We start from the raw sequence: 26,065 nt of genomic DNA on the forward strand, positions 1-26,065 counted from the left end.
CTGTGACACTGGAAAGCGTCACAGCCCTTTTCTTTTGTAAGTATCTCTCTGCAAATAGCTTGGATTACCTTAAAACGGATTTTTGTCATGCTGACGTAGCCGGGCGGCCGGTGCCGAAGCATCTTCGGGCGAACACGATTTAGCCTGTCTCCGAAGATGCTTCGGCACCGGCCGCCCGGCTACGTCAGCATGACAAATCATCCGTTCAATAATCAACCGCTAGAGAAAGGGAGTTGTCTGAGCGTGGCGGGCGGGCTGTGTCTGAGCCGGGTCAAACTGTCGGTAGACGGTCAACAGTTGCTGAGCCGTTTCCGGCCAAGAGAAGCGGGTTGCCCACGCCTGACCGCGTCGGATGAGATTTTGCCGCAACAACGCATTGGTCGTCAGTTGATGCATGGCGTCGGTAATGGCCTGTGGCCGGTGCGGATCGACCAGCAGAGCCGCCGATCCTGCTACTTCAGGCATCGCCGTCCGGTTACCTGTGATGACCGGCGTACCGCTGGCCATGGCCTCGATGATAGGCAGGCCAAACCCCTCGCTGATCGATGGAAACAGAAACACATCGGCCATGGCATACAGGCTGGGCAGGTCTTCGTCGTGAATGTAGCCGATGAAGTGGCAGTGAGCCTGAATCTGCCCGCACTCGTCGGGGGTGAAGTGCTGCCGGAGGAAAGCGGGATTTTTTCCGCTGACAACCAGGCTGATGGTGGTATCACGGTTCCGGTAAGCCAGGTAAGCCCGCAGCACGTTTATCATGTTCTTGCGGGGATCGGCACTGCCCAGAAACAGAAAATACCGGGCCGGAAGCTTGTACCGCAGCCGGGCCTGAAGGTGCTGCTCCTCCTCCGATGGGACGAGAAATTTGGGGCTTACCCCATTGTAAAGCACGCTGATACGGGCATCGGGCAGGCGTAGTTCTTCCTTGATCTGACTGCTGGCAAAGTGCGACACTGTGATGACAGGCTGGCCCCGACGAATCAGCCAGGGGACCAGAAACGTGCGGTACACGTTGCCCAGACGTTGGTAGATCGTAGCCGTATTCATCTCGGCGTTGCGATTCATAAACAGCACATCGTGCAGCGTCAGCACCAGGGGCGTACCCGTAAGAAACGGAGCCGTATTGGCCGTGCAGTGCAGCACGTCGAGCCGGTACTGGCGTATGGCCAGCGGTAGCACGACCTGTTCCCAGTGAATGTAGTTGAGAGCCGTCAGCTTAACCAGCGTAAACCGGCCGCGCAGCCGCAGGCACTGCTCGTCGATGTCGGGCCGGACGAAGATAAAGTAGTCGTTCTCGGTATCGATGTCCTGCAAGGCATGGATCAGCTCCAGAGCCACGAAGTCCATACCGTGTTTGTTGGCTCGAAACAGCCGTTGAGCTTCAATTCCAATTCGCATGGTCGCGCTGTAGAGTAAGATCGAACTGAGCGGAAGATGGTGTGGCGCGGTGTACGGGGTGCGTCAGGTGCCAGACCGTGCCCCGCCAGAAGGCGCGCAGCCGATCCCGTTGCCCCGTCAGCGCGTAATGCAGCAGATTCTTGGGAAACGCCAGTAGCGCGTAGTACAGACCAAAAACCGCCTGCGCCCGCCAGGGCATGTTTCGGCGGATAAACAGAATACGGTTGCGCGTCTGGTAGTAGACTTTGAGCGGGCTGCTTTTGCCCACCGTTACCGACTCCTTGTGGTAGACGAGCGCCGTTGGCTGGTAGTAGATGCCGTAACCGGCCTTGCTGATTTGCCAGCACCAGTCAAGCTCTTCGTAGTACAAAAAATAGTCGTCGTACATCAGTCCGACCTGCTCGATTACGTCCCGCCGAACCATCATGGCGGCTCCGTGGGCGAAGTGCGTCAGGCCGGGTCGGTCATACTGCCCCCGGTCGGGTTGTTGATTGCCAATCGCCCACGCCTGCCCCGTATACGGGTTCATGGCGGTGTAGCCCGCGTACTGAAGCGTATCCGGCGACTGGTAGTACCGGATTTTAGGGGCCGTAATACCGATAGATGGGTCGCTGGCAAACGGTGCCAGTAACTGCTCGATCAGATCAGGCACGACCTCCGTATCGTTGTTAAGTAGCAGAATATAGTCGCCCTGTGCCTGCCGGATGGCTGCGTTGTTGCCACCCGCAAACCCCAGATTCGCCGGATTGACGATGACGCGGGTATTCGGGTAGTTCAGCGCGGCAATCGCCCCGGTGGGGTCTTCGGCCGATTGGTTGTCGGCAACCAGCACCTCGATACAGGGATAAGTAAGCGTTTGAATCGACTGCAACAACGCGCAGGTCACGGCCAGCTGATTGTAGTTGAGCGTCACAATCGACACGAGTGGGTAGCCGTTTGTCATACGTTCTCCTTCTGAAACAAAGCCCACGACGTGCGAATCAGAATCATCAGGTCCGTTTTGAGCGAATATGTCTGGGCGTACTCGGCGTCGAGGTCCATCCGCTCCTGATCAGACACACCGGCCCGGCCCCGTTTGGTTACCTGCCAGAGCCCGGTCAGCCCGGCGGGGGCCGCGAACCGCTGAACGCGGTCGTCCTGCGTCAGCTTTTCGGCCTCGTAGGGTGGCAGCGGGCGGTTCCCGACAAACGACATATCCCCCCGCAGGATGTTGACCAGCTGGGGCAGTTCATCGATACTGGCGTTCCGCAGGAATTTGCCCAGCCGCGTGACCCTCGGGTCAGCCTTGAACTTCATGAACGTCGCCTGATTGCGCTGCTCATCGAGGTACTGCCGTTCGCATACCTGTTTGCCATCCTGAAACAGCGGATTCTGGCAGGCGCTTCCCTGTAGCAGGCACCGCTCACACCGGTCTTCACTGCGCGACTCGGCAGGTCGGGCTTTGCTGTACATGTTCTGCGACGCCATACTCTGAATCATCGAGTCGGCCCCAGTGCGCATCGTCCGAAATTTATACATGAAGAAAGGCCGGTACCCCATACCAATACGCCGGGATTTGTAAAAAATGGGGCCGCGCGAATCCAGTCGAATCAGCAGCGTTACAACCAGCATCAGCGGTGTCAATGCCAGCAGAATCGTTGCCGACAGTACGATGTCGAACAGTCGTTTCCCGAAGGGAATGGTACTTTTGGTCAGGTCGTCGCTGATCGGTTGCTGGCTGCGGTATGCTTTTTTCTGGATAAAGTAACGGACCCTTTTCTGCACGATATCCGGGTCAAAATCAACGGGGAAGATATCGACCGTTGGCTGCCCGCGTTCCTGCACGTTGAAGTCCGTTGTCGACTCGTCAACGAGCAGCATTGTGGCAAACCCCTGTTCCATCCGGCAGAGGTTGATAATGTCCAGTAGCTGCCGTCCCATCGTTGTTTCGTTGATAACGACTAAATCGATGAAGTACGACTCGGTTAACTGGTGCAGAGCGTCGGCTGCACTCTCTGCCACGCTCAATTTCACTTCGTTGTGCAGCAGGCACCGAAGGGCGCTGATCTGGGCATACGAATCATCTACGTATAGCACGCGGAAAGCGGTGTGCATGGTTCTTTCTAGGTAGGGAGACATGGTAAGCGGGGATTTATTGACGCGCTTCGGTACGGTCATGATTCAGGCCAGCCCGAACGCTACGGCGCTGATCCAGTAGTCGCATCAACGCGTCTATCTTGGCCTTGACAAACAACGGATCGAACGGTTTGCTGACGAAGTCGTCGGCACCCAATGTCAGACACTTTATTTTTAACTCACTATCGCAGGATGACGACAGCACGTAAATCGGGATTACCCGGTAGAGCGAACTGGTTTTGACGAGGCTGATGAACTCCATCCCATTGAGGCCCGGCATGTTCAGATCCGTCAGGATTATATCGGGGAAATTTCCCTGCTCCAACCAATCGAACGCTTCTACGGCATTACTGAATAGGGTCACGTTGAACTCACTACCCATCGTATGCCGAACAATTTGACGGATGTACGTGTCGTCATCGATGTACAACATGTGATATAGTTTCCTCATAGGTTGTTTACATGAGTTATCGTTTACTATATCTTTCAGTAAGAAAAACCGGACCAATCACTAATAAGTTAATTAAATATTAACTCAGTTAACTTAATCATTATAATAAAGTATCATTTATACGAATAAGGATACTATTCATTGATATTGGGGTCCACCGTAACTAGATTTAGTTCAATAAACGCATGACACGACTACAACCAGGAAGAGCATCCGCATTGCGCATAAGTTGTGCCATTAGCCGGGGTCCCTCCGTAAAAGATCGCTTATTTATTGGCTGGTTGGCGTTGCTCGTCACAGCGGGTTCGGCCTTCGGGCAGGCGGGTTGTGGCTGCGATTATCTGATCGACAAAGCCGGTGTCTACAACAACAGTAAACTCGGTATCAAACCCGGCCAAACTGTTTGCGTGAAGGCCGGACGCTACGACTACCTGCGCTTCAACGGCTTCGTCGGTACGGCCAGCCAGCCGATCCGATTTGTCAACTGCGGGGGTCAGGTTCAGGTGGGTGTTGATGCGTACTACTCTGGCATCCAATTCAATACGAGCCGCTATTTCGTCCTGTCCGGCTCCGGTGATCCGGCAACGCCGTACGGGTTCAAACTGGATCGCTCCAATCAGTCGGCATCGGGTGTCAGCATCGGCGGGCTGAGTTCCGACTGCGAAGTGGAGCAGGTGGAAGTGGCCTACGCCGGATTTGCCGGATTTATGGTTAAAACGGATCCCAGCTGCGACTCGGCGACATGGCGGTCAAATTTCGAGATGCGCAATGTGAGGCTGCACGACAACTACATTCACGATACCGGCGGGGAAGGCATGTACCTCGGCCACTCCTACTACACGGGCGTGACCGTCACCTGCGACGGTACCCAGAAAACGGTATACCCTCACCTTATATACGGGCTGCACGTGTACAACAACCGTATCGAACGTACGGCAGCCGAAGGGTTGCAGTACGGATGTGCGCCCGATGCGCAGGTTCACCATAACACACTGGCCTACACGGGCATTTCTCCCTTTGCAAACTACCAGAACAACGGGCTGCAAATTGGCGGAGGGGGCGGTGGCGACTGCTACAGCAATCAGATTGCTCACGTCGCGGGTATCGGCCTGATCATAATCGGGCACCTGGGCGACAACCGTATCTACAATAACGTAATCTACGACACCAGCATGGATGGTATTTTCTGCGACGACCGGGCGGGATCGCTGGCCAATACCAACATGCTCTTCGCCAACAACACCATCCATCACACGGGGCGTGACGGTATCCGGCTGTACAACCAGAACAACACCAACGTACTTATCAACAATGCCGTCACGCGGTTCAATGCCAAAGGCGATCAGGGCGGCCGGGCGTTCACGTTTATGCAGGGCGCCACGGCAACGCTGTCGACAAACGTTACGGCAGCAACCATAAACGCTGCCTACTACGTCAACGACTCAACCAATTTTCGACCCGCAGCAGGCTCCCCACTCATCAGAGCCGGTACGAACATCAGCAACTGGGGTATAACGACTGATCTACCGGGTGAAAACCGCGCGGATGGGAGTAACTACGACGTAGGCGCGTACAAGTATATACCGATAGCGAGCGCCCGCCGATCGGCTTTATCGGTAACGAACTCCCCTGCCGAACTGCTTGTCTTCCCCTCGCCTACCAGCACGACCATTACCTGCAAACTCTCTTCGGAGCTAGTTATCAGCCACTTGTCTGTTTACTCACAGCAGGGCGTTCGGGTTGCGAACATTCGTACGCATCAGCCCGTAAACAGCCTGACGTATTCAGCCGACCAATTACCAACGGGCGTGTACACCGTCGTCGTTCGCGATACCAATCATCAGGTGTATTACGGCCGCTTCGTCAGGATGTAGCCCATTCTCCGCACTCTCTCAAGTGATTGGATACTATGGAAATTTAGAGTCGTCAGACACGACAACCAGTACTTATAGCCCTTTCTCCCCCTTCCCAACCTATGGCTTCGGTACCGTGATCTGTTGTGCCCAGGTCCAGGCGGGCGGCTCGACGTTCAGCAGGTGTTTGACGAAAAAGTCGCGCCGTTTGTGTTCGCCGTAATCCCCGCCCAGCGAATGCCCCATGCCCGGCACCATCAGGAAATCGAAGTTTTTATTGGCTTTAATCAGCGCGTTGATAAACTGGTACGTCGACGACGGATCAACGTTATCGTCCAGCTCACCCAGAATCAGCAGCAGCTTACCCTGCAACTTGTGGGCGTCGGTGACGTTAGACGATTCGGCGTAGTGCGGGCCAACGGGGTAGCCCATCCACTGCTCGTTCCACCACATTTTGTCCATCCGATTGTCGTGGCAACCCGACGACGACACGGCCACTTTGTAGAAGTCCGGGTGGTGCAGCAACGCCCCCGCCGAACTCTGCCCACCCGCCGAGTTACCCCAGATACCGACCCGGTTCAGGTCCATGTACGGGTAGCGTTTGGCGGCAGCGCGCAGCCACGCCATGCGGTCAGGAAAGCCGCTGTCTTTGAGATCTTTCCAGCACACATCCTGAAACGCCTTCGAGCGGTTGGCCGTGCCCATCCCGTCGATCTGCACCACAATAAAGCCCAGTTCAGCCATTTCGTGCAGCGATCCACGCGAGTCGGTGACGAAGTTTTTCGGCACAAACGAATCGTGTGGCCCGGCGTAGATGTACTCGATCACCGGATACGTTTTCGCCGGGTCAAAGTTCGACGGGCGGACGATGATACCCCAGATGTCGGTTTTGCCGTCGCGCCCGACCGATGAGAATACTTCGGGCATCTGCCAGCCCGTTGCCAGCAGCGGGTTAATATCGGCAGTTTCCAGGTCCATCAGCACCTTACCCGTGTTGGTCTGCCGCAGCACCGTCTTCTGGGGCGTATCGACCCGCGAATAGCAGTCGACCACGTACTGATAGTCGGGCGAGAAAAACAGGCGGTGGTTGGCGTTCTCACGGGTGAGTGCCGTCAGGCCGGAACCGTCGAAATTGACCCGGTACAGTTGAATCAGGTACGGGTCCTGCCCGGCTTCGCGCCCGCTGCCCTCGAACAGAATCGTGCGGTTGGCCTCGTCGACGTGCAGCACCTTCCGCACCACCCACGGCCCCTTCGTGATCTGATTTTTCAGCCGCCCCGTCCCGTCGTACAGGTACAGGTGATTCCAGCCGTCGCGCTCCGACGCCCAGATCAGCTCGCGCCCGTCGGACACGTCGTAGCGATAGTTTTTGCCGCTGTACTGGATAAACGTCGGGCTGCTTTCCTCGATCAGCGACTTCATAGCCCCGGCGGTGTTCATCTCGAAAACCGTGTATCGTTGATGCCCGCGTTGGTTGTACTCAAACGTAAACGCCCGGCCGTCTTTCCGCCATTGGGGCGTCGTGACGTTGTACTGATTGTCGACCAGCGCGGCCGGTACAGCTACGGGCGACTTGCCATCGAGGCTAAACAGCACGGGCGTACGCAGCGGCAGCGCATCGCCGGGCTTCCGGTACGTGCGCGACTGTAGCCTGGGCTGCAACTGATCGGTGGGCGACGACTCGATCAAATACAGCTTATGCGGATCATCGGGGTGAATTCGGGTAGCGGCCAGCCGTTTCGAGTCGGGCGACCACATAATCCGGCCCGAATAGTAATCCCCCGCCGACCCGTCGCTGCTCAAAGCCGTCTCTGGAGTCGACCCCGTCGCGGGCCGCACGTAGACATTGTGATTTCTGATATAGGCGACCTGCTTCCCGTCCGGCGACGGCACCAGCCGCCCTTCCTCCCGCTCCCCATCCGACTCGCCCCAGTACCGCGACCCCGCCGGTTTAGCCACCTCGCGCAGCCGACACGCGTAGGTATCGAGCGAGCAGGTAAACGTCGAATCCTTGATCTTAAACGACACTTCCCCCGCTTCCAGCGTCACCCCATCGACCGGCAACTGATACGCCCCCATCGGCTTACCCGTCACCGCCCCTAGCGACTGCGCCAGCCGCGCCTGATCGAAAGCCGGGCGTTTCGCCTGCCCCGCCACCTCGACCCGCACAAACTCGTTACCGTTAGCTGTCCGTTTCGCGTACCAGAACGAGCGCCCATCCGCCTGCCACTGCACCCGCTCCGGCGCATCGCAGACCTTGTTTTGAAACGCTCCGTTCAGCCGTTCCGCCCGCTGATAATCCGCCAACGTCCCCTGCGCCCAGCTGGCTAATGGCAAAAGTGAGAGTATTGATAAGCAAGCAGAACGAGTATATAGGGTGGTAAACGTCATGACAAACGACAAGTAGCAAATTGAACAGCCCTAAAGATAACATTCGGAACCGCACAATAAACGATTCGACCACTTACGATATAAATGCAACAATCATATTGGTAGCTGTACGACAAATACGTATGATTACATGATTACGCGTTAGCTCACAGCTACAGGTCGACAACTCTACGAATAATCAGCCGACTAATTACACGAAATTATAACCATCAGTTAGTCAGTGCGTTTCAACTCCAAAATTTTGCGCACGGTAGTATGTTGCGGTGACGCATCTGCCTTGCTTCGCGCCCCATAACGCGTATTGCTCGTCTACTTTTTGTGCCTGCACAAGGTAAATCCAACTGCCAACATGGCGGGAATGCCGTATCGTTAGCTTTTACCTATCAACGGGCCAAATCCAGCAGCCAGCCGGGGGCATGTGCAGGGTTGTTCACATGGGACGTGTGAGGTGGGATTAGGCAGGCTTGGTGGGTAGCACAATAGTCAATTCAGCTTTTCAAATAGCTAACTTTTGAAGTAAGTAATTTTCAATAACATCTATATGGTTGAGGCTTTACAGATTTTTTCCAAGTCGTTGGACTCAAATCAGTATGTGATTAAAGTGCCAGTTTACGTTTCTGAGATCAAAACAGGATCAGATGAGCTTTTTGGTGGCGTCTCTTTTAAACACATGATTGATAGCCTAGTAAGGAAGATTGATGAATATAATTCAAATTCAGGCGAAATAAAAACTTACAAAAAGAAAAAGACTTTTGAACGGGTCATAAAAGGCATAGAATATCATGAGATTCCTATTGGGTTGAGGTCTGGCCTGCTAATAAAAATGACTTCCTACAACACAAACTACATGGATGGTTTTTATGAGGAGTCGAGCAGGGTTCCATTGACCAAAAGAACAAAAATAGGAAGTGACAATAACTTCATGCTGATGTTTCCAAATATTTTTGGCAGCAACCCCCAAAATTATAAGTACCAATGGGTTGTCCTTTTATATGAAGACCCCAACAAGGACTTTAATGAGATTTCAAGTACTGCAAAATCAGTACTCAAAAAGGTGTTTGATATAAAAGTCGAAAATATCAAACTAAAGACTGTGATCAATAATGTTACAATTCAGAAGATAGCCCCTTAAATGACACTTCGTTTGGTCGTGATAGATCACAATAGCGACGAAGAACCACCCGAATTTAATGAATACTTGGTTGGCGTAAAAAATAAATCAATAACGGAACGCCAATACAAAAATCTACCTGCCGATAAAGCTATAGAGTTAATTAAAAAAAGGCCTTTCCTAGATAAAGCCTTTCAGATTATCAAACCTATCATGATGTTGTAGGCAATTCAAAGGACAGGGAGTATTTATTAAAATTATTAGCCGATACAGAAGAAGAAGAAATCTATATTATTCCTATTTTGAAAGAAGTTAGCGAGTTAGGGATTGTATTGACCCCTGAATTACTTATAGAACTTACTTCGGACGTGGAACAGCCTGTTTTGGTCCAAATTAGGAACCATTATTTTCGATTCTTCGATCCTGTTTTCAAGGTTTATGCGAGAATAAGAAACTGGAAGTTTTAGCTTCTGTACTGTTGTTACGCATCAGTTACTTTCTGGTGACATGTGGCGCGTACTAAAGGCGGGTTCACAGCCTAACCAAATGAGGGTGTAAAGGTGCAAGTACGTTCTTAGTATTGAGCTTCTTCCTTGTCCGTCAGCCTTTATAATCGTTAGGCATTTTACCGCTAATATCCTGCTTCACTTCCTACCCTACCGCTTCTCTAACTCGTTGAGCAGGTAGTCGAGGCCGTTAATGCGGATTTCGTACATGGTTTGCAGAAGCTGGCCCAACTTGCCCGGCGGGAAACCTTTCTGGGCGAACCATTCCAGATAGGCGACGGGCAACGACCGGATCAATTGACCCTTGTGCTTGCCGAACGGCATTGGGTAGCGTAGTAGCTCAAGCAGAAGTTGCGGGTCGCCGTTGGGGGAGTCGGTGTGCATGGACGGGTTGGTTAGCAGCGGGCAAAGTACGGTACAACGTCGGGCAGTTAGGCTATGTGTCTACGCGCTTTTGATTGGCGGTCTAAAACGGCGCGGTCGCGTGGGCGGTTCGGGGGCGGACCGGGTGGTTTACCACCGTATAGTAAACTGATTAGACAAAAAAACGGAATCGGCTTATTTTCAGGTCATCAGCGGTGATACCCGGCTAATTGGCCTGTTCGTCAGGGTCACGGCTGCCTTATCTACAGATTTGTCAACTAACCCAGACATTCCTGTGCGTATCGACTCGTTAACGTCTACCCGATTTGTGGTTGCGTTGCTGCTGGTTTTGTTCCACACAGCAGCAACCGGTCTGTCCAACGACAGCTTCATTGGAAAACTGCTGCTGGCTGGCGATAGTGGTGTTAGCTATTTCTTCGTCCTGTCAGGTTTTATCCTAGTGATAGCCAGCGGGGATAATCAGCATCTTCCTCAGCGCATCCGCAAAGGACGGTTCTGGCGCAACCGTTTCGCCCGCATCTACCCGCTTTATCTGGTTGCGCTCACGCTGACGTTTGTCGCCGACGTACTGACGCATAGTAATTCGTTCGGGCGTCTTAGCCTGGGATCGGTCGTGAGTAGCCTGCTGCTGATTCAGGCCTGGATACCGGCCTACACAATGGACCTCAACTACCCCGGCTGGTCGCTGTCGGCAGAGGTGTTTTTCTACGCGCTGTTTCCGGTGCTTTACGCAGGCATGGTCCGGCGGTCGGTCTGGCAAATGCTGGCGATGACTATCCTGTTCTGGGGAATCAGTCTCGCCGTCCATGTCGATATGGTCCAGCAGATGAGCGTCGTCGATACGGCGTGGTTTCACAACCTGACCATGTATTTCCCGCTGTTGCACCTCAACACGTTTCTACTGGGTATGGCCACCGGCTTTATCTGGGTACGGCATCGCACCCGACTGGCGCACTACCAACTCGGTCTCGCACTGGCGTTGCTGGTAATGGCTGCGGTGATTGGCTATGTCATTGTCAATCAGTTACCCCTGCTGCGGCTGCGGCACAACGGTTTGTTTGCCCCGCTGTTTATCCTGCTCATTCTGTGGCTGTCTGTTCAGTCGGGTGTCCTGAGCCGGTGGCTGAGCCGACCGTTGCCGGTTCATCTGGGCGAAATCAGCTACGGTATCTACCTGCTGCAAATTCCCGTCGGCACCGTCGCGTTCTACGTCAACTACCGATGGCTGCACTGCCCAACCTGGGTTTACCTGCCCCTATACATTGGGCTGCTGTGCGGCATAGCCAGCCTGTGTTATCGCTTTATCGAAACCCCGGCCCGCCAGTTTATCCGGCAGTGGACACTCCCCCGCTTCGTCAGATCGTCCGACGAACAACTGTCCCGGCCTGCTTGACGGCGAAAAGCGTTTCCCGGCTCGCGATAGCAGGATGCTCATCCTGTCCGCTCCGGCCTGTCGGGAGCAGCGCCGTAGATCGTTTGCCATACGGCCCGATTAACGGCTGTAATCGTGCATATTTGTGGATACATACAAACGTTTGTCTCTTTTTGACTTATTCCTGACGAATCTTCTTCAACGCTCTACCCGTGCACACGACTAATCGCTTCCGGTTGCTGGCCTGCCTGTTGCCGCTGCTGGTAAATACACCCCTCACGCTCTCGGCACAGTCTGAAAAAGCCGATGCCCCTGCGCCCCGCTTTGCCGTTGCCGAACCAACGCTTTCGCCCGACGGCCGCGAAATCGCCTTTGTCTCTGGGGGCGATATCTGGACGGTACCGACGACGGGGGGCGAAGCGCGGCTGCTGGTGGCCCATTCCGATAACGAATCGCGCCCACTCTACTCACCCGACGGCACCTACCTGGCTTTCGGCTCGACCCGCTCCGGCAACGGCGATATCTACCTGCTCACGCTGGAAACCGGCGAACTCCGCCGACTGACTTACGACGACGGGGCCGAAACGCTGACCGGCTGGGCACCCGACAGCAAGATAGTTTATTTTCAGTCAACGAGCCGCGACGTGGCCGGGATGAACGACATCTACCGGGTGCCCATCACGGGCGGCACGCCGATGGCCGTCACCGCCGACCGCTACGCCAGCGAATTCTACGGCACCCCCTCCCCGACGGGCAGACGCTGGCTTTTTCGGCGCGGGGTATCGCTGCCGCACAGTGGTGGCGCAAAGGCAGCAGCCACCTCGACCAAACCGAACTCTGGACCTGCAAGCTGAACCTGAAGAAAGGCGACAAACCCAGCTACGAACGGCTGACGGAAGGGGGCGCGAAAGAACTGTGGCCGCAATGGAGTCCCGACGGGCAGACACTGTACTACATGTCGGACCGTAACGGGAGTCAGAATTTGTGGGCCAAACCGCTCAAAGGGCAGGCCGTGATGCTGACCCAGTTTAAGACTGGCCGCGTGCTGTGGCCCGCTATCAGCCAAACTGGTAAAATCATTGCGTTTGAGCGCGATTTTCAGATCTGGACATACGACATCGCTACAAAGCAGACCGCCCCGGTGGCCATCCGGTTGCGAGGTGCGGCAGCGGGTCCGTCGGTCGATCACCAGAAACTAACCAGCCAGTTTCGCGATTTGGCCCTGTCGCCCGACGGGAAGAAGGTCGCGTTTACGGCCCACGGCGACGTGTTTGCGACGTCGGCCAAAGACGGGGGCGATGCAGTTCGACTGAGTAACACACCCGCGCTGGAATCGCAGCTGGCGTGGCTGCCTAACAGCCGCAGCCTGATCTACGTCAGCACCCGAAATGGGGCGGGAAATCTGTACCAGTACGATTTTGGCACCCGCACCGAAACCCGCCTGACCGACAACCACGAGGACGACGGCGCACCGGTACTGTCGCCCGATGGGCAGTCGGTGGCGTTTATCCGAAACGGGCAGGAACTACACGTGCTGGAGTTGAGCAGCAAGAAAGAGAAACAGTTATACAAAGGGTACCTGGGTCGGTCACCGTTTGCCAGCAGCGGCACGGTGGTGTGGTCGCCGGACGGAAAATGGCTGGCGTTCGCCGTGTACGGGGCCAAGACGTTCCGCAACGTGTGGGTGGTGCCCAGCAGTGGTGGCGACGCGAAGGCAGTTAGTTTTCTGGCCAACACCTTCGGCGGCAACCTGACCTGGAGCCCCGACGGCAAATACATTCTGTTTGGCACGAATCAGCGCACCGAGCAGGCTCAGCTGGCCCGCGTCGACCTGACTCCGCACGCACCCCGGTTCCGGGAAGATCAGTTCCGCGATCTATTCAACGAGGAGGTGCCGCGCACGATTCGCCCCACCAGCCCGTCGACGCCGGTAACGCCCAGCTCCACGACCGACAAAGCCCCCAACCGCGACACGCTGACAAATAGCCCCAAAACCAAAGCCGGTCCGAAAGAAATCACCAGCATCGTATTCGACGGTATTCGCCAGCGTATGAGCCTGGTACCGATTGGGGTCGAAGTCGACGCGCAGTCGATCAGTAAAGACGGCAAAACGCTGCTGCTGACCGCGACGGTGGGCAACCGGCAGAACCTGTACACCTACTCGCTCGATGAAACCAGTGCCGAGCGGCCCGTCGCTAAGCAACTGACGACCACGCCCGGCCAGAAAAGCAACGCGCAGTTTACGGCCGATAGCAAAGACGTGTTTTACATCGAGCAGGGCCGTATTCAGTCGGTGTCGCTCGACAAGCGGGAACCGAAACCACTGGCGGTAACGGCCGAACTCGACGTTGATTTCGGCGCTGAAAAGCTACAGGTATTCCAGCAGGCGTGGGATGTGCAGAACAAAGGCTTCTACGACCCGGCGTTCCACGGCGTCGACTGGGCGGGGGTGAAAAAGCAGTACGAACCCCTCGTGGCCGGTGCCCGTACGCCCGATGAACTGCGTCGATTGCTGAGTCTGATGGTCGGTGAACTGAACGCGTCGCACTCGGGCGTGTCGGGGCCGCAAGGGTCCATCGACATCACCACGGGCCGACCGGGGCTGCGCTTCGACCGGATCACCTACGAGACCACGGGCAAACTACTCATTACGGAGGTGGTCGACATGGGTCCGGCCGATCTGTCGGGGACCATCAAGCCCGGCGACTATCTGGTGTCGGTCGACGGCACGGCGATTGACAAAAACACCAACCTAGATCAGTTGCTGAGCAACAAAATCAACCGGCAAACCCGGCTTGGTATCGCCCCCTCGCCTACCGGTACCGTCCGTGACGTCAACGTACAGCCGGTCAATCAGGCGACGGAGAAAGGTCTGCTCTATAAGCAGTGGGTGCAGCAGCAGCGCAATTTTGTTGATAAAGCCAGCAAGGGTCGGTTGGGCTACGTGCACATGTACGATATGTCGTCGGAATCGCTCAATCAGCTGTTCCTCGATCTCGACGCGGAAAACCACAACCGGGAGGGTGTCGTGGTTGATGTGCGGAACAACAACGGTGGGTTTGTCAACGCCTACGCCATCGACGTCTTCACCCGCAAGGGCTACCTGACTATGACGGGTCGGGGCATGCCGTCGGCACCGGCACGCACGCAGCTTGGTCAGCGCGCCCTCGAACGCCCGACGATTCTGGTCACGAATCAGCACTCGCTCTCCGACGCCGAAGATTTCACCGAAGGCTACCGGACGCTGAAGCTGGGTAAGGTCGTCGGCGAACCCACGGCGGGCTGGATCATTTTCACCTCAGCCGCGCAACTCATCGACGGTTCTTCAATCCGGCTACCGTTTTCGCGCATTACCGACAACCGGGGGCAGAACATGGAACTGAACCCACGCCCGGTCGATGTCCCCGTGTCGCGGCCCATCGGCGAAAGCTACACCGACCAGAATATTCAGTTGCAGACGGCCGTTACCGAACTGCTGAAACAGTTGAGCGAACCGACTTCGGATAAGTCGGTCGGGGGGAAATGATCGGACTTTGCCTACAGAGAGGGGTGAGTTGCTACAGTTCGGCACGTAGCGATTCACCCCTCTCTGGCAGATGGGCTATGCAAAAAGTCAGGCTTTTTTTAAACTCTACCGTCAAACAAGACTTTATTTCTGTGAACAACTAACCCCTATACATTCATGGAGGCTCAACGCACCCTTAATTCGCTGGAAATCGACAAGTTGCGCGACAAGATTACCGATATCCGCATCGCCATGCTGACGACGCAGGAAACCGATGGCGATTTTCACACCCGGCCGATGGCAGCCAGTGAGATGGACCCCGACGGCACAATGTGGTTTTTTACCTACGACAACTCGAACAAGGTTGCCGAGATTCACCAGAACAACCGCGTCGCGCTGGGCTTTTCCGACACGAGCAGCGAAGTGTACGTATCAGTTACGGGTCGGGCAGACGTGGTGAAAGATCAGGCCAAGATCAACGACCTGTGGAATGACGCGCTGAAGACATGGTTCCCGCAGGGCAAAGACGACCCAAGTATATCGCTGCTGAAAGTGACGATCCATGCCGGCGAATTCTGGGATCAGCCCGGCGGTAAGGCGGGTAAACTGCTGGCGATAGCGAAGGGAGCGCTGACCGGCAGTGCCGACCATACGAATCGAAACGAGAAGTTTGGCGACGAACCGAAATAAACAGAACTGTAAATCGACAAAACAAAGCGCGGGCAGACTGGTCGACATAACCAGCCTGCCCGCGCTTTCTGTGATAGCGTTTACCGGTTTATAGCGTCAGCGTTGTTCCAGCACCATGGATAACAGCTGTTGCCAGTTCGTCGGCGTGACAGATGACAACGCGGGAGACACCGCTGCGCAGGGCCTGAAACGCATTGTCCAGCTTCGGGATCATGCCTTTGTTAATGGTTCCGGCGGCTTTGTGCTCGTCGTAAACGGCTGGCGTCAGGTCAGGCATGACGCTGTTGTCGTCATCGGGATTGCTCAGTACGCCTTTCTTCTCGAAACAGTAAACAAGCGTCACTTCGTTATGGCGCACCATATCAACCGCCACGGCCGACGCCATCGTATCGGCATTGGTATTGAGCAAATCGCCGGTTTTGCTGTAGGTGAGTGGCGCAAAGACGGGCGTCAGTTCCTCGCGCAGAAACGCCTGAATCCGGCCCGAATCGACTTCGTCAATGTCGCCGACCATTCCGTAATCGACGTCTTTAACGGGCCGTTTGTGGGCGAGTACGGTACCGGCGTCAGCACCAGTCAGGCCAATGGCGTTAATGTCAAGCGTTTGCAGCTTCGCCACGATCTGCTTGTTGACCAGTCCGCCGTAGACCATCGTCACGACGTTGAGCATCGACTGATCGGTAATCCGCCGACCGTTGACCATCGTCGTCTGAATACCCAGCTTCTCGGCTACCTGCGTCGCTACCTTTCCACCGCCATGAATCAGGATTTTAGTCCCCGGCAGTCCAGCGAAAGCGGTCAGAAAACGAGTCAGCGCGGCCGGGTCATCAATCACGTTCCCGCCAATTTTTACTACGGTGAGTTGTTCCATTCTGGGTTTAACGTTTATAGTTTAATGTTCAAGGTTTTGTGGCACAACTTTAAACCTTAGACCTTAAACGTTGAACCCAGTCAAAATTTCCTTCAACACCGCCTGCGCAGACCATTCGCGGTTGGCGGCCTGCTCGATCACGAGCGATTGTGGGCTGTCGAGGACGGCGTCAGATACTTTCAGGTTGCGCCGAACGGGCAGGCAGTGCATGAACTTGCCGTTGTTGGTGCGCTGCATGTCGTCCATCGTCACGGCCCACGACGGGTCCTGCGTCAGCACTTGGCCGTACTGCTCATACGACGACCAGTTTTTGCCGTAGATAAAGTCAGCGCCTGCAAAGGCTTCGTCGCGGTTGTGGATAATCCGGGCGTTGCCGACAAACTCAGGAGCCAGGTCGTAGCCTTCGGGGTTGGTGATCACGAAATCGACTTTTCCGGCGTTGGCGCGGGCGTTCATCCACTCCGAAAACGAGTTGGCAACGGCCTGGGGCAGCGGCTTGAAGTGCGGCAACCATGTCAGCACGACTTTGGGCCGGGCAGTCAGCTTTGCTTCTTCGATGGTGATACAGTCGGCCAGTGATTGCAGCGGGTGGCGCGTCGCTGATTCGAGGTTAACGATGGGCACCTTCGCGTATTTGGCGAACTGATGCATCACCTGCTCCTGATAATCGCTCATGCGATCCTGCAAGCCCGCGAAGGCACGGATACCGATGATGTCGCAGTAGCGGCCGATCACAGCAGCAGCTTCGCGGACGTGTTCGGCTTTGTCGCCATTCATCAGCACGCCTTCTTCCATTTCGAGCCCCCAGCTGTCCTGTCCGACGTTCATCACCATCGTCTGCATACCCAGGTTCTGGGCAGCTTTCTGGGTGCTGAGCCGGGTGCGCAGGCTGGAGTTGAAAAAGAGCAGACCGATGGTCTTGTTCTTGCCGAGGTGCTGATCGGCGAATGGGTTGGCTTTGGCGTCGCGCCCCGACTGTATTAGTGCATCGAGGTCGGTGACGTCGGCAAGGGAGAGAAAATTGGTCATTGATTTTTTTACCGCAAAGACGCGAAGGATAGCGCAAAGGTCGCAACGTGGTCACAGGTTGTTGACCAGACGACGAACGCCATCCTTTAAAAGCGTCACGTTAAAATTTATTAGCAAACCGAGTTTGCAACCTGATAATTTGAGATAGGTAATAAGTTGAGCAACATGAATATCAGCCAGGCGTTCAACGGCCTTCAGTTCAATAATCACTTTGTTCTCAACTAGAAGGTCTAATCGATAACCGACGTCTAGTTTTATCTCGTCGTAGATGAGCGGTAGTCCCTTTTGTCGTTCAACGTACAAACCTGACTTCGCCACTTCATACGCCAGACATTCTTCGTACGCCGATTCAAGCAGTCCGGCACCCAGTCGTCTGTGTACCGTAAGCGCGCATTGATACACCTGACGAGCGATGTCGTTCTCGCTCATATCGTTGCGACCTTCGCGCCTTCCGTTGCGTCTTTGCGGTTAATTATTCCTGCCAACGCGTCCAGAAACTGGTCGGATTCATTGATGCCTAAGGCCAGCGACGGCAGCAGCCGGATCGTGTTTTTACCCGCTACACCCGTAAACTGCTTGTGTTTGAACAATAGTGTTTTCCGCAGTTCATCCACCGGAAAATCGTATTCGATACCGATCATCAGGCCCCGGCCGCGCAGGTCTTTGTAACCGCCGATCTGCCGGATACCGTCCATCAGATAGTCGCCGATGCGGGTAGCGTTTTCCATCAGCCCTTCCTCTTTCATGATGTCGAGAACGGCGACGGCGGCTGTACAGGCGAGGTGATTCCCGCCGAAGGTCGTGCCGAGCAGGCCGTAGCTGGCTTTAAACTTGGGCGAGATCAGAATACCGCCGATCGGAAAGCCGTTGCCCATACCTTTCGCCATCGAGATAATGTCGGCATCGATACCGCTGAACTGGTGCGAGAAAAACTTACCCGAACGACCGTAGCCACACTGCACACCGTCGAGAATCAGGATGGCACCGGTTTCGTCGCATCGCTGCCGGAGGGTTTGCAGAAACTCGTCTGTCGCGACGTGAATACCGCCCACGCCCTGAATTCCTTCCACGATCACGGCGCAGGTATCGGTCGTGATGGCCGCGCGGGCCGCTTCGACGTCGTTGAACTTTGCGAACTGAACGTGCTCCTTATAGTTGATCGGGGCCACGATAGCCGCGTTGTCGGTAGCGGCAACGGCCCCAGCCGTCCGGCCGTGGAACGACTTGGTAAAGGCAACAACTTTCGTCCGGCCGTTGTGGAACGACGCCAGTTTAAGCGCGTTCTCGTTGGCTTCGGCCCCCGAGTTGCATAGAAACAGCGCATAGTCGTCGTGTCCCGACAAGGCCGTTAGTTTGTCGGCTAGTTCCTGCTGCTGCGGAATCCGGACCGAGTTGGAGTAGAACGAAATCTTGTGGAGCTGATCGGTCAGCGCCTGCACGTAGCGGGGGTGCGCATGACCAACCGAAATCACGGCGTGACCACCGTACAGATCAAGGTACCGGGTGCCGTCGACATCCCACAAATAGCTGCCCTCAGCCCGAACGGGTTCGATATCGTAGAGCGGATAAACGTTAAATAACTCGGCCATGCCAATCGTCGATTAGGGCTACCGACTGCCTCACCGACAGCCACTAGCGTTAAGGAGTGCAAGTTTACCGAAAAAAGCAAAGCCGGACCCTTCGTTGGAAAGGCCCGGCTTCGCTTTTTCAAATGATTGAATTGTTGATTGATAGAATGATTGAATAAGCTGACGCATCACATTCAATCACTCAATCATTCTGTCATTCAATCCTATTCCAGTACGCCCAGCAGGATCAGTACAACACCGACTACCAGCAGGATCAGACCGATGATACCGATAACGCCACCGAACAGCGACAGGATCAGACCGATAGCACCAAGGATGATACCGTTCCGTACGTTACGGTTCAGTGCTTTTGCTTCTTCAGGAGCAACGTGCTTCTTGATTTGTTTGTCCAGCTTCTTCATCACCATTTTCTCCATCAGCGACATTTTCTTTGTCGAAGCGGCCGTGGTGTTCAGCGCGGTGTTGGTTTCAGCCGAAGCCAGCATTTGCTTGGCGTGAGCGATACGCTTGGTCAGCGTTTTGTTCGACGCCAGCTTGCTGTCGTTGCGTACATACGCATCGACCTGATTCATCACTTCTTTAGCCTGCGCTACTTTTTCAGCTTTCTCAGCAGCAACTGGCGCTACCGGCGCTGCTTCAACGGCGGGCGTTGCAGCAACGGCAACTTCATTTGTTACGACAGGCGCGGCAACAGTTTCCGTTTTAGCCGTGAAACGCTCAGGCTGTGTGCGCTGGAAATAAGCAACGGGACGGCTGCACGATGAAAGAATGGCAGCACCCATCAGGGCTACTGCGAGGTTCCGGGAGAACATGCTCATTGAGTGTAATTTTTAGGTGAAACGAAAAACAATCACTGTCAAGAACTGCAAGCCTGGCTATTTGTTGGCACTTCACAAAAAAAATCACAACAAATCAATCGTACGAATTTGCCCAAAACATGCTGGCCGGGTCAGCCAGACTACACAATTGTAGTTCGGCTGACCCGGCCAGCGACCCGTATTTAGTACGTTTGCCCTACAGCAGACCCAGCAGCAGCACAACTGCACCGGCCAGCAACGCAATAATACCAATGACAGAACCAGTACCCGAAGTAAGCAGGATCAGCAGCAGACCGACGATTACCAGCACCGCACCCAGCGCCAGCGTACCCGAGCTGATCATGGCTTTTTCGGGGTTGGCCGGAGCCAACTGCTTGCTGATTTTTCGATCCATTTTTTTCAGCATCATCCGCTGCACCAGGTTCATTTTCTTCGGCGCGGTCGTCGCTACCGGAGCCGCGTTGGTGGTGCTCAGGCTGGTCAACATCGTACGCACCTTGCTCATGCGTTTTTCAACGCGCTTATTCCCGGTCAGTGACGGGTTAGCACTCACCAACGCGTCTAGTTGAGTGAGGGCCGCTTTCGCCTGTGCGGCCTGTGCTGCGGGCGTCGTTACGTCGGCCGAAGCGGGCGTTGTTTCGGTGATAACAACAGGCTGTTCAACTGCGATAACTGGGGCAGCAGCCGGAGCGGGGGCGGCATACGACACGGCCGGCGTACGCTGAAAAAGAGCCTGTTGACGGTTGCAGGAGGTTAATACAGTAGCGAGGGAGAGTGCCGCTAGCACAGGCAGGGAGAACGCTTTCATCGGCTTAATGGATTACGTTGAAAAATGAGAATCATCGGGTAAACACCCCAAATCTTCATTTGTTGACTTACGCATCTTTATTTGTCCGAGTAGGCAAAAAAAAGCCACCCTTCGCTTACAAAAGGGTGGCTTTCAGGGTAGTTTGCGTACTGATTCAGGCGGCAGAGCGCAACTGGTACGTACCGCTCTTGCCGAACTTCTCACGGGCGTACTCCAGACTGATCGTCAGTTTGCGGACGTCCGTGCGAGACGGCAGTTCAAACATAGCATCGGTGATGATCGACTCGCAGATTGAGCGCAGCCCACGGGCCCCCAGTTCATAAGTCATGGCCTGATCGACGATGAAATCGAGCGCGCCGGGGGTCCAGTACAGTTCGATACCTTCCATGCGGAACAGCTTGTTGTACTGTTTCGTGATGGCGTTCTTGGGCTCGGTCAGAATCTGGAGCAGTGCCTTATGGTCGAGGGGTTCGAGGTGCGTCAGTACGGGCAGACGACCGAGCAGTTCGGGAATCAGCCCGAAGGATTTCAGATCGAGAGCCGAAATATACCGCATCAGGTGGCCCCGCTCCATGGTGTCGTTAAGCCGCCGGTCGCCCGAAAAACCGATGGGCCGGGTGTTGATGCGCTTGCTGATGTGCCGGTCGATGCCATCGAACGCCCCTCCGCAGATAAAGAGAATATTTTCGGTATTCAAGGCAATCAGCCGCTGATCGGGATGCTTGCGCCCGCCCTGTGGCGGCACGTTTACCACCGAGCCTTCGAGTAGCTTCAGCATGGCCTGCTGCACTCCTTCTCCACTGACATCGCGCGTGATGCTGGGGTTGTCGGACTTACGGGCGATTTTGTCGATTTCGTCGATGTACACGATGCCGCGCTCCGCCATTTCGACGTTGTAGTCGGCCGCTTGCAATAAGCGGGTCAGGATGGTTTCAACATCTTCACCCACGTACCCCGCTTCCGTAATCACGGTAGCGTCGGCAATGCAGAACGGCACTTCAAGAATTTTGGCGATGGAGCGGGCGAGGTATGTTTTGCCGGTACCCGTTTCACCCACCATCAGAATGTTCGATTTTTCAATCGTCACATCGTCGTTGCTGCTGGGCTGCATCAGCCGTTTGTAATGGTTGTATACGGCTACGGTGATGGCTTTCTTGGCGTCGTCCTGCCCGATCACGTACTGATCGAGGTGCCGTTTCATCTCGACCGGCTTAATCAGTTTGATATTGACTTCCGATGGTTCACTACGCTTTGGGCGCGTTTCTTCCATCACAACCTGATGGCCCTGCTCAATGCAGTGGTTGCAAATGTGCGCGTCGATACCCGACAGTAGCATCATTACCTCGTTTTTGCGCCGACCGCAAAACGAACAATTAATCTGTGACATGAACCAAATCGGAATAGGCACTAAAAAAACGACCCCAGCGAACCGGGGTCGTCAGCTTTCAGCAAATTTATCGACAGTGCGGCATAAAGGCAACAACCAGTTTGCGCAGACCGACAACAAAAATTACGAATCATCGCATTCGAAAACGCGGTCAAAGCGCCTTACTATCAACCAGCAATGGGCATTGCTTTCGGCGCGTAGTACAGATAAACCCGGCCAATATTACGCCTTGCCTATGTGCCTATAGTAAACAAAGCACCACTTAATAACCCTGCAATCGGGAGACATGGCAATTCCCGTATTTATTCTTAGTCTAGTGCTTCCATATGAATTTAGGTTGCCATGACCGCCAAACACTATCTACCCTTACTGATTCTGCCCCTGGTCGTACTGGCCTTCTTTGCCTGGAGACGGTATGGCCCCGTTAACGCGACGGCGGTACCCGGCCGCTGGTCAGCCGAGCAGGCACAGATCTGGTACGATAAAGAGCCCTGGTTAGTGGGGGCCAATTTCATTCCCAGCACGGCCATCAACCAGCTTGAAATGTGGCAGGCCGACACCTTCGATACCATAACCATCGATAAGGAACTGGGCTATGCCGAAGGAATCGGCATGAATGTCATGCGCGTTTTTCTGCACAATCTGCTTTGGGAGCAGGACGCCGAAGGGTTCAAACAGCGCATTGACACATTCCTGCAAATCGCCGACCGGCACCATATCAAGATCATGTTTGTGCTGTTCGACTCGTGCTGGAACGACGACCCCAAACCAGGAAAACAACCAGCCCCCGTCATGGGTAAGCATAATTCGGGCTGGGTACGCGCCCCCGGCACCAAACGTCTCAACGAACTATCGACATGGCCTGGCCTTAAAGCATACACGCAGGGGGTCCTGACCGCCTTTGCCACCGACAAGCGCGTGCTGCTGTGGGATCTTTACAACGAACCGACCAACTCGGGCTATGGCGACGGTGTGTTACCGCTGCTAACCGAGACGTTTCGCTGGGCGCGCGCCGTGCGGCCGAGCCAGCCGATCACCGTATGCCAGTGGGACGATAGTCGACGGGTAACGGCCTTTGCCTTTGCCAACTCCGACGTTATCAGCTTTCACAATTACGAAGACGCCCCCAAACTGGAAAAAGCGATTCAGGGTATGTCGAAGATGGAGCGCCCGCTTATCTGCACCGAGTACATGGCCCGCACAAAAAACAGTCTGTTCAGTACCTGCCTGCCCGTCATGAAAAAATACCGGGTCGGCGCGATCAACTGGGGACTAGTGAAGGGGAAAACGAACACTATCTATTCCTGGACCGAACCCATGCCTAATGGGCAAGAGCCCACCGTATGGTTCCACGACATTTTCCGGCCCGACGGCTCGGCTTTCGATCAGCGCGAAACAACGCTCATCCGCCAGCTAACCGCAACCAACGCAACGGCCAAACCTGTTGCGCAGCGTTAGTCGCTCAGAACGATTCGTACGTGAGTGTCTGATAGCGTCCGTCGCTGCAATCCCAGCGCGATAGGGTACCGTTGGCGGCATAGCTCAGTTTGTAACTAAGCACGTTGGCGGGCGACGTTCCCGACGTAATCGTCTGCCGGGTTATGTTGTGGCGGCTGTAGCGATACTGTGGCAGCAGTTCGGGCGCTGCCAGGCCATAGTATGGGTTGGCTTTGTCGTCGTAGTCGAATACCGTTTGCGAGGTCGATACGAGCCTGCTGCCAGATGATACGGTGATGTTGATGCTTGTCACGTCATCACCCGTGTACGTAAGTTGATAGCGGGTTTCGAGCGGACCAATGGCCGGATTTTCGTCGTAATGAACGTAAACTTCCTGACTCACACGCCCGGCACCGTTGTACTCGTAATGCCGTTCTTCAAATAGCCGCCCCTGTCGATTCTCCGTATTGACGAACAACCGGTACGCAGCGGGTAAACCGGCATCGCCATTGGTGAACGTACCGTAATGCGAACGGACCCGGCTGGTTTCGTTGCCGGCGGCATCGCGGTAGATAATCGTTCCTTCCGTACCGACCAGCCGCTGATTGTTGTCGTAACTGTATTGCACAATGGGTGCCAGTTGTTTCCAGACCCCGTCGGCATCGGGAGCCGAGCGGCTTGTGGTCAGTCGGCCGTCCGGCCTGTAGCCATAGTCTACCGTCGTCGGAATCGGGTGGTTGGTCTGCGTCCTCATAAGCCAATACGAAACGGCGGGCGTGGGGGTTGGGCCAGTCGTCGGCGCAATACTAATTTCCGCTGGCTGACAGGCCGACAGACAAGCGACTGCCAGCGCGATAAGGGTGGTTGATAACGTTGTTCGCATGGTGATGGCATGGCTGGCGGTTTGATTATCAGCCCGCTATGCGCTGAACCTCACCAGTCAGGCACCAAACTAAATAATCCCGGACAATTGGCGTGATAAACCAACTGTCCGGGATTATTTCGAACCGTTTATTAATTAATCGGTGCTTACTTCTCGCGAGTCAGCACTTCATCGATCAGGCCGTATTCTTTGGCTTCGCTGGCGCGCATCCATTTGTCGCGGTCTGAATCGCGCTCAATTTCCTCGACGGTTTTACCCGAATGGTGCGCCAGAATCTCATACAATTCAACACGCAGCTTCACAATTTCGCGGGCCGTGATCTCAATATCAACCGACTGACCCTGCGCACCACCCGACGGCTGGTGAATCATGACACGGGCGTGGGGCAGCGCCGACCGCTTGCCAGCCGCACCACCTGCCAGCAGCACGGCGCCCATCGACGCAGCAAGGCTGGTGCAGACAGTAGCCACGTCGGGCCGCACGTACTGCATGGTGTCGTAAATACCCAGACCAGCATATACCGACCCGCCAGGGCTGTTGAGGTACATCAGGATGTCTTTCTTCGGATCGGCCGACTCGAGGAACAGCAGCTGCGCAACGATGATGTTGGCAATGTTGTCGTCGACGGGCAGGCCCATGAAAATGATGCGGTCAGCCATCAGGCGCGAGAACACGTCTACTTCACGGAAGTTCATCGGGCGCTCTTCGATGACCGAGCGGGTCATATTTTCAACGGTATGGTTGACATAACCGTCCACCGTCAGGCCGTTAAGACCCATGTGGTGTACGGCGTACTTGCGGAATTCTTTTTCGTAATTCATAATCGGGGTTTTACTACCTAAATTAAAAACGATTGAGGGGCTCGGTAAGTTTCGCCGACGCTCTTCGTCTGGGCAACCGACAGCCACCAAAACGACCGTCGCACCGAACGATACAAAAATGCGTTATCATGCGGAAAAACAAGGTCGGTTTGGGTTTACAAATTATCGATCAGACTTGAGATGAAAGCTTCCATCGCCGAAAAAATTAGGCAACACCGCCTGCAACGCGGTTTTTCGCAGGAAAACATGGCCGACCTGCTGGGCTTATCGACCACAGCGTACGGCGACATCGAGCGCGGCAAAACCGACCTGACCCTGTCGCGCCTGAACCAGATTGCCGACACGCTGGGCCTGCAACCAGTGGCGTTACTGGCAGACGAACCACCATTCATCCCCGCCGTGACGGTCGATACGCACGAACTGGATACCCTCCGGCTGACGGTCGAGAAGCAACAGATCGAACTGGACAAACTCCGGCTCGAAGCCGACTACTGGAAGCGCCGGTACGACGAACGCATCGCTATGGAACTGGCCCGATCGATGGGTATGCAGCAAACCCGTGAGCGAATTGGGTTTTAGGTTTTCGACGGGCCGACGGGCCGGTGTTCAGGTTACGGTTTTCTTTTTCAAACATCAGACCGCCGAAGCG

General features: G+C 55.0%; 23 protein-coding genes. 8 read left to right on the forward strand and 15 right to left on the reverse strand.

Translation table 11 applies throughout. The features are described 5' to 3' along the window. Positions 1-219: 219 nt before the first annotated feature. From HH216_RS00270 to HH216_RS00285, 4 genes are read right to left on the reverse strand one after another with little or no spacing between them, the layout of a single operon-like run. Positions 220-1,395, reverse strand: a complete 1,176-nt coding sequence (locus HH216_RS00270; RefSeq protein ID WP_169548967.1) for a glycosyltransferase family 4 protein — start codon at positions 1,393-1,395, stop codon at positions 220-222. Further along, the gene (locus HH216_RS00275; protein WP_169548968.1) at positions 1,379-2,338 is read right to left on the reverse strand and encodes a glycosyltransferase family 2 protein; all 960 of its coding nucleotides are present in this window, start codon (positions 2,336-2,338) and stop codon (positions 1,379-1,381) included. Before HH216_RS00275 ends, HH216_RS00270 begins: the two co-directional genes overlap by 17 nt. Next, complete coding sequence (locus tag HH216_RS26480) at positions 2,335-3,513, reverse strand: sugar transferase (protein ID WP_269808121.1); 1,179 nt, start codon at positions 3,511-3,513, stop codon at positions 2,335-2,337. Before HH216_RS26480 ends, HH216_RS00275 begins: the two co-directional genes overlap by 4 nt. Before the next feature lie 13 nt (positions 3,514-3,526). Then, positions 3,527-3,961 carry a response regulator gene (locus HH216_RS00285; RefSeq protein WP_169548970.1) on the reverse strand — a complete coding sequence of 145 codons (435 nt, stop codon included), beginning with the start codon at positions 3,959-3,961 and terminating at the stop codon, positions 3,527-3,529. Positions 3,962-4,242: 281 nt separating this feature from the next. Here HH216_RS00285 and HH216_RS00290 point away from each other — a divergent pair, with 281 nt between their 5' ends. Beyond that, positions 4,243-5,835 carry a right-handed parallel beta-helix repeat-containing protein gene (locus HH216_RS00290; protein ID WP_169548971.1) on the forward strand — a complete coding sequence of 531 codons (1,593 nt, stop codon included), beginning with the start codon at positions 4,243-4,245 and terminating at the stop codon, positions 5,833-5,835. A gap of 99 nt (positions 5,836-5,934) precedes the next feature. Here HH216_RS00290 and HH216_RS00295 read toward each other — a convergent pair whose 3' ends face one another. Beyond that, the gene (locus HH216_RS00295) at positions 5,935-8,151 is read right to left on the reverse strand and encodes a S9 family peptidase (RefSeq protein ID WP_332871440.1); all 2,217 of its coding nucleotides are present in this window, start codon (positions 8,149-8,151) and stop codon (positions 5,935-5,937) included. Between the two features lie 595 nt (positions 8,152-8,746). Here HH216_RS00295 and HH216_RS00300 point away from each other — a divergent pair. Beyond that, a complete protein-coding gene (locus HH216_RS00300; protein ID WP_169548973.1) occupies positions 8,747-9,337 on the forward strand; it encodes a hypothetical protein in 591 nt (196 codons plus the stop codon). Positions 9,338-9,972: 635 nt separating this feature from the next. Here HH216_RS00300 and HH216_RS00305 read toward each other — a convergent pair. Beyond that, entirely contained in the window at positions 9,973-10,206 is a 234-nt protein-coding gene (locus tag HH216_RS00305) for a DUF3820 family protein (protein WP_169548974.1), read from the reverse strand. 274 nt (positions 10,207-10,480) lie between these two features. Between HH216_RS00305 and HH216_RS00310 the strand changes: the two genes are divergently transcribed. The 4 genes from HH216_RS00310 (at position 10,481) to HH216_RS00320 (ending at position 15,773) form a co-directional block, all read left to right on the forward strand. After that, on the forward strand, positions 10,481-11,599 hold the full coding sequence (locus HH216_RS00310) for an acyltransferase family protein (protein WP_169548975.1): 1,119 nt from the start codon (positions 10,481-10,483) through the stop codon (positions 11,597-11,599). Between the two features lie 191 nt (positions 11,600-11,790). Next, a complete protein-coding gene (locus tag HH216_RS25620; RefSeq protein ID WP_254448612.1) occupies positions 11,791-12,432 on the forward strand; it encodes a DPP IV N-terminal domain-containing protein in 642 nt (213 codons plus the stop codon). 101 nt (positions 12,433-12,533) lie between these two features. Next, positions 12,534-15,104, forward strand: a complete 2,571-nt coding sequence (locus tag HH216_RS00315; protein WP_254448613.1) for a S41 family peptidase — start codon at positions 12,534-12,536, stop codon at positions 15,102-15,104. A gap of 156 nt (positions 15,105-15,260) precedes the next feature. Then, positions 15,261-15,773: a pyridoxamine 5'-phosphate oxidase family protein gene (locus HH216_RS00320; RefSeq protein WP_169548976.1), complete on the forward strand. Its 513-nt coding sequence runs from the start codon at positions 15,261-15,263 to the stop codon at positions 15,771-15,773. An 88-nt stretch (positions 15,774-15,861) separates the two neighbouring features. On the opposite strand, the gene argB is transcribed toward HH216_RS00320, so the two are convergent. The 7 genes from argB to clpX all read right to left on the reverse strand — a co-directional run bounded on the left by argB (position 15,862) and on the right by clpX (position 22,275). Continuing rightward, complete coding sequence (gene argB, locus HH216_RS00325) at positions 15,862-16,644, reverse strand: acetylglutamate kinase (RefSeq protein ID WP_169548977.1); 783 nt, start codon at positions 16,642-16,644, stop codon at positions 15,862-15,864. Positions 16,645-16,707: 63 nt separating this feature from the next. Next, positions 16,708-17,673 (reverse strand): N-acetylornithine carbamoyltransferase, encoded by a 966-nt coding sequence (locus HH216_RS00330; RefSeq protein WP_169548978.1) that lies wholly within the window; start codon positions 17,671-17,673, stop codon positions 16,708-16,710. Positions 17,674-17,724: 51 nt separating this feature from the next. Beyond that, positions 17,725-18,102, reverse strand: coding sequence for a GxxExxY protein (locus tag HH216_RS00335; RefSeq protein WP_169548979.1), 378 nt, complete (start codon positions 18,100-18,102; stop codon positions 17,725-17,727). Further along, a complete protein-coding gene (locus HH216_RS00340) occupies positions 18,099-19,262 on the reverse strand; it encodes an aspartate aminotransferase family protein (RefSeq protein ID WP_169548980.1) in 1,164 nt (387 codons plus the stop codon). Before HH216_RS00340 ends, HH216_RS00335 begins: the two co-directional genes overlap by 4 nt. 203 nt (positions 19,263-19,465) lie before the next feature. Further along, entirely contained in the window at positions 19,466-20,080 is a 615-nt protein-coding gene (locus HH216_RS00345; protein WP_169548981.1) for a hypothetical protein, read from the reverse strand. 196 nt (positions 20,081-20,276) lie between these two features. After that, positions 20,277-20,888 (reverse strand): hypothetical protein, encoded by a 612-nt coding sequence (locus HH216_RS00350; protein ID WP_169548982.1) that lies wholly within the window; start codon positions 20,886-20,888, stop codon positions 20,277-20,279. A gap of 154 nt (positions 20,889-21,042) precedes the next feature. Continuing rightward, on the reverse strand, positions 21,043-22,275 hold the full coding sequence (gene clpX, locus HH216_RS00355; RefSeq protein ID WP_169548983.1) for an ATP-dependent Clp protease ATP-binding subunit ClpX: 1,233 nt from the start codon (positions 22,273-22,275) through the stop codon (positions 21,043-21,045). A gap of 342 nt (positions 22,276-22,617) precedes the next feature. On the opposite strand from clpX, the gene HH216_RS00360 reads away from it, so the two are divergent. Further along, the gene (locus tag HH216_RS00360) at positions 22,618-23,733 is read left to right on the forward strand and encodes a cellulase family glycosylhydrolase (RefSeq protein ID WP_169548984.1); all 1,116 of its coding nucleotides are present in this window, start codon (positions 22,618-22,620) and stop codon (positions 23,731-23,733) included. Positions 23,734-23,737: 4 nt separating this feature from the next. On the opposite strand, the gene HH216_RS00365 is transcribed toward HH216_RS00360, so the two are convergent. Next, complete coding sequence (locus HH216_RS00365) at positions 23,738-24,595, reverse strand: hypothetical protein (protein WP_169548985.1); 858 nt, start codon at positions 24,593-24,595, stop codon at positions 23,738-23,740. A gap of 146 nt (positions 24,596-24,741) precedes the next feature. Continuing rightward, the gene (locus HH216_RS00370; protein WP_169548986.1) at positions 24,742-25,416 is read right to left on the reverse strand and encodes a ClpP family protease; all 675 of its coding nucleotides are present in this window, start codon (positions 25,414-25,416) and stop codon (positions 24,742-24,744) included. A gap of 180 nt (positions 25,417-25,596) precedes the next feature. On the opposite strand from HH216_RS00370, the gene HH216_RS00375 reads away from it, so the two are divergent. Next, entirely contained in the window at positions 25,597-25,995 is a 399-nt protein-coding gene (locus tag HH216_RS00375; RefSeq protein WP_169548987.1) for a helix-turn-helix domain-containing protein, read from the forward strand. The last annotated feature ends 70 nt before the right edge of the window (positions 25,996-26,065 follow it).

Origin of the sequence: Spirosoma rhododendri, from assembly GCF_012849055.1 — a bacterium.
Classification (GTDB): domain Bacteria; phylum Bacteroidota; class Bacteroidia; order Cytophagales; family Spirosomataceae; genus Spirosoma; species Spirosoma rhododendri.

Excerpts from the sequence above, each read along its gene's own strand:
- HH216_RS00270 (WP_169548967.1), bottom strand. The coding sequence starts at position 1,395 with ATGCGAATTGGAATTGAAGCTCAACGGCTGTTTCGAGCCAACAAACAC.
- HH216_RS00275 (WP_169548968.1), bottom strand. The coding sequence starts at position 2,338 with ATGACAAACGGCTACCCACTCGTGTCGATTGTGACGCTCAACTACAAT.
- HH216_RS26480 (WP_269808121.1), bottom strand. The coding sequence starts at position 3,513 with ATGTCTCCCTACCTAGAAAGAACCATGCACACCGCTTTCCGCGTGCTA.
- HH216_RS00285 (WP_169548970.1), bottom strand. The coding sequence starts at position 3,961 with ATGAGGAAACTATATCACATGTTGTACATCGATGACGACACGTACATC.
- HH216_RS00300 (WP_169548973.1), top strand. The coding sequence starts at position 8,747 with ATGGTTGAGGCTTTACAGATTTTTTCCAAGTCGTTGGACTCAAATCAG.
- HH216_RS00305 (WP_169548974.1), bottom strand. The coding sequence starts at position 10,206 with ATGCACACCGACTCCCCCAACGGCGACCCGCAACTTCTGCTTGAGCTA.
- HH216_RS00315 (WP_254448613.1), top strand. The coding sequence starts at position 12,534 with ATGTCGGACCGTAACGGGAGTCAGAATTTGTGGGCCAAACCGCTCAAA.
- HH216_RS00320 (WP_169548976.1), top strand. The coding sequence starts at position 15,261 with ATGGAGGCTCAACGCACCCTTAATTCGCTGGAAATCGACAAGTTGCGC.
- argB (WP_169548977.1), bottom strand. The coding sequence starts at position 16,644 with ATGGAACAACTCACCGTAGTAAAAATTGGCGGGAACGTGATTGATGAC.
- HH216_RS00330 (WP_169548978.1), bottom strand. The coding sequence starts at position 17,673 with ATGACCAATTTTCTCTCCCTTGCCGACGTCACCGACCTCGATGCACTA.
- HH216_RS00335 (WP_169548979.1), bottom strand. The coding sequence starts at position 18,102 with ATGAGCGAGAACGACATCGCTCGTCAGGTGTATCAATGCGCGCTTACG.
- HH216_RS00340 (WP_169548980.1), bottom strand. The coding sequence starts at position 19,262 with ATGGCCGAGTTATTTAACGTTTATCCGCTCTACGATATCGAACCCGTT.
- HH216_RS00345 (WP_169548981.1), bottom strand. The coding sequence starts at position 20,080 with ATGAGCATGTTCTCCCGGAACCTCGCAGTAGCCCTGATGGGTGCTGCC.
- HH216_RS00350 (WP_169548982.1), bottom strand. The coding sequence starts at position 20,888 with ATGAAAGCGTTCTCCCTGCCTGTGCTAGCGGCACTCTCCCTCGCTACT.
- clpX (WP_169548983.1), bottom strand. The coding sequence starts at position 22,275 with ATGTCACAGATTAATTGTTCGTTTTGCGGTCGGCGCAAAAACGAGGTA.
- HH216_RS00360 (WP_169548984.1), top strand. The coding sequence starts at position 22,618 with ATGACCGCCAAACACTATCTACCCTTACTGATTCTGCCCCTGGTCGTA.
- HH216_RS00365 (WP_169548985.1), bottom strand. The coding sequence starts at position 24,595 with ATGCGAACAACGTTATCAACCACCCTTATCGCGCTGGCAGTCGCTTGT.
- HH216_RS00370 (WP_169548986.1), bottom strand. The coding sequence starts at position 25,416 with ATGAATTACGAAAAAGAATTCCGCAAGTACGCCGTACACCACATGGGT.
- HH216_RS00375 (WP_169548987.1), top strand. The coding sequence starts at position 25,597 with ATGAAAGCTTCCATCGCCGAAAAAATTAGGCAACACCGCCTGCAACGC.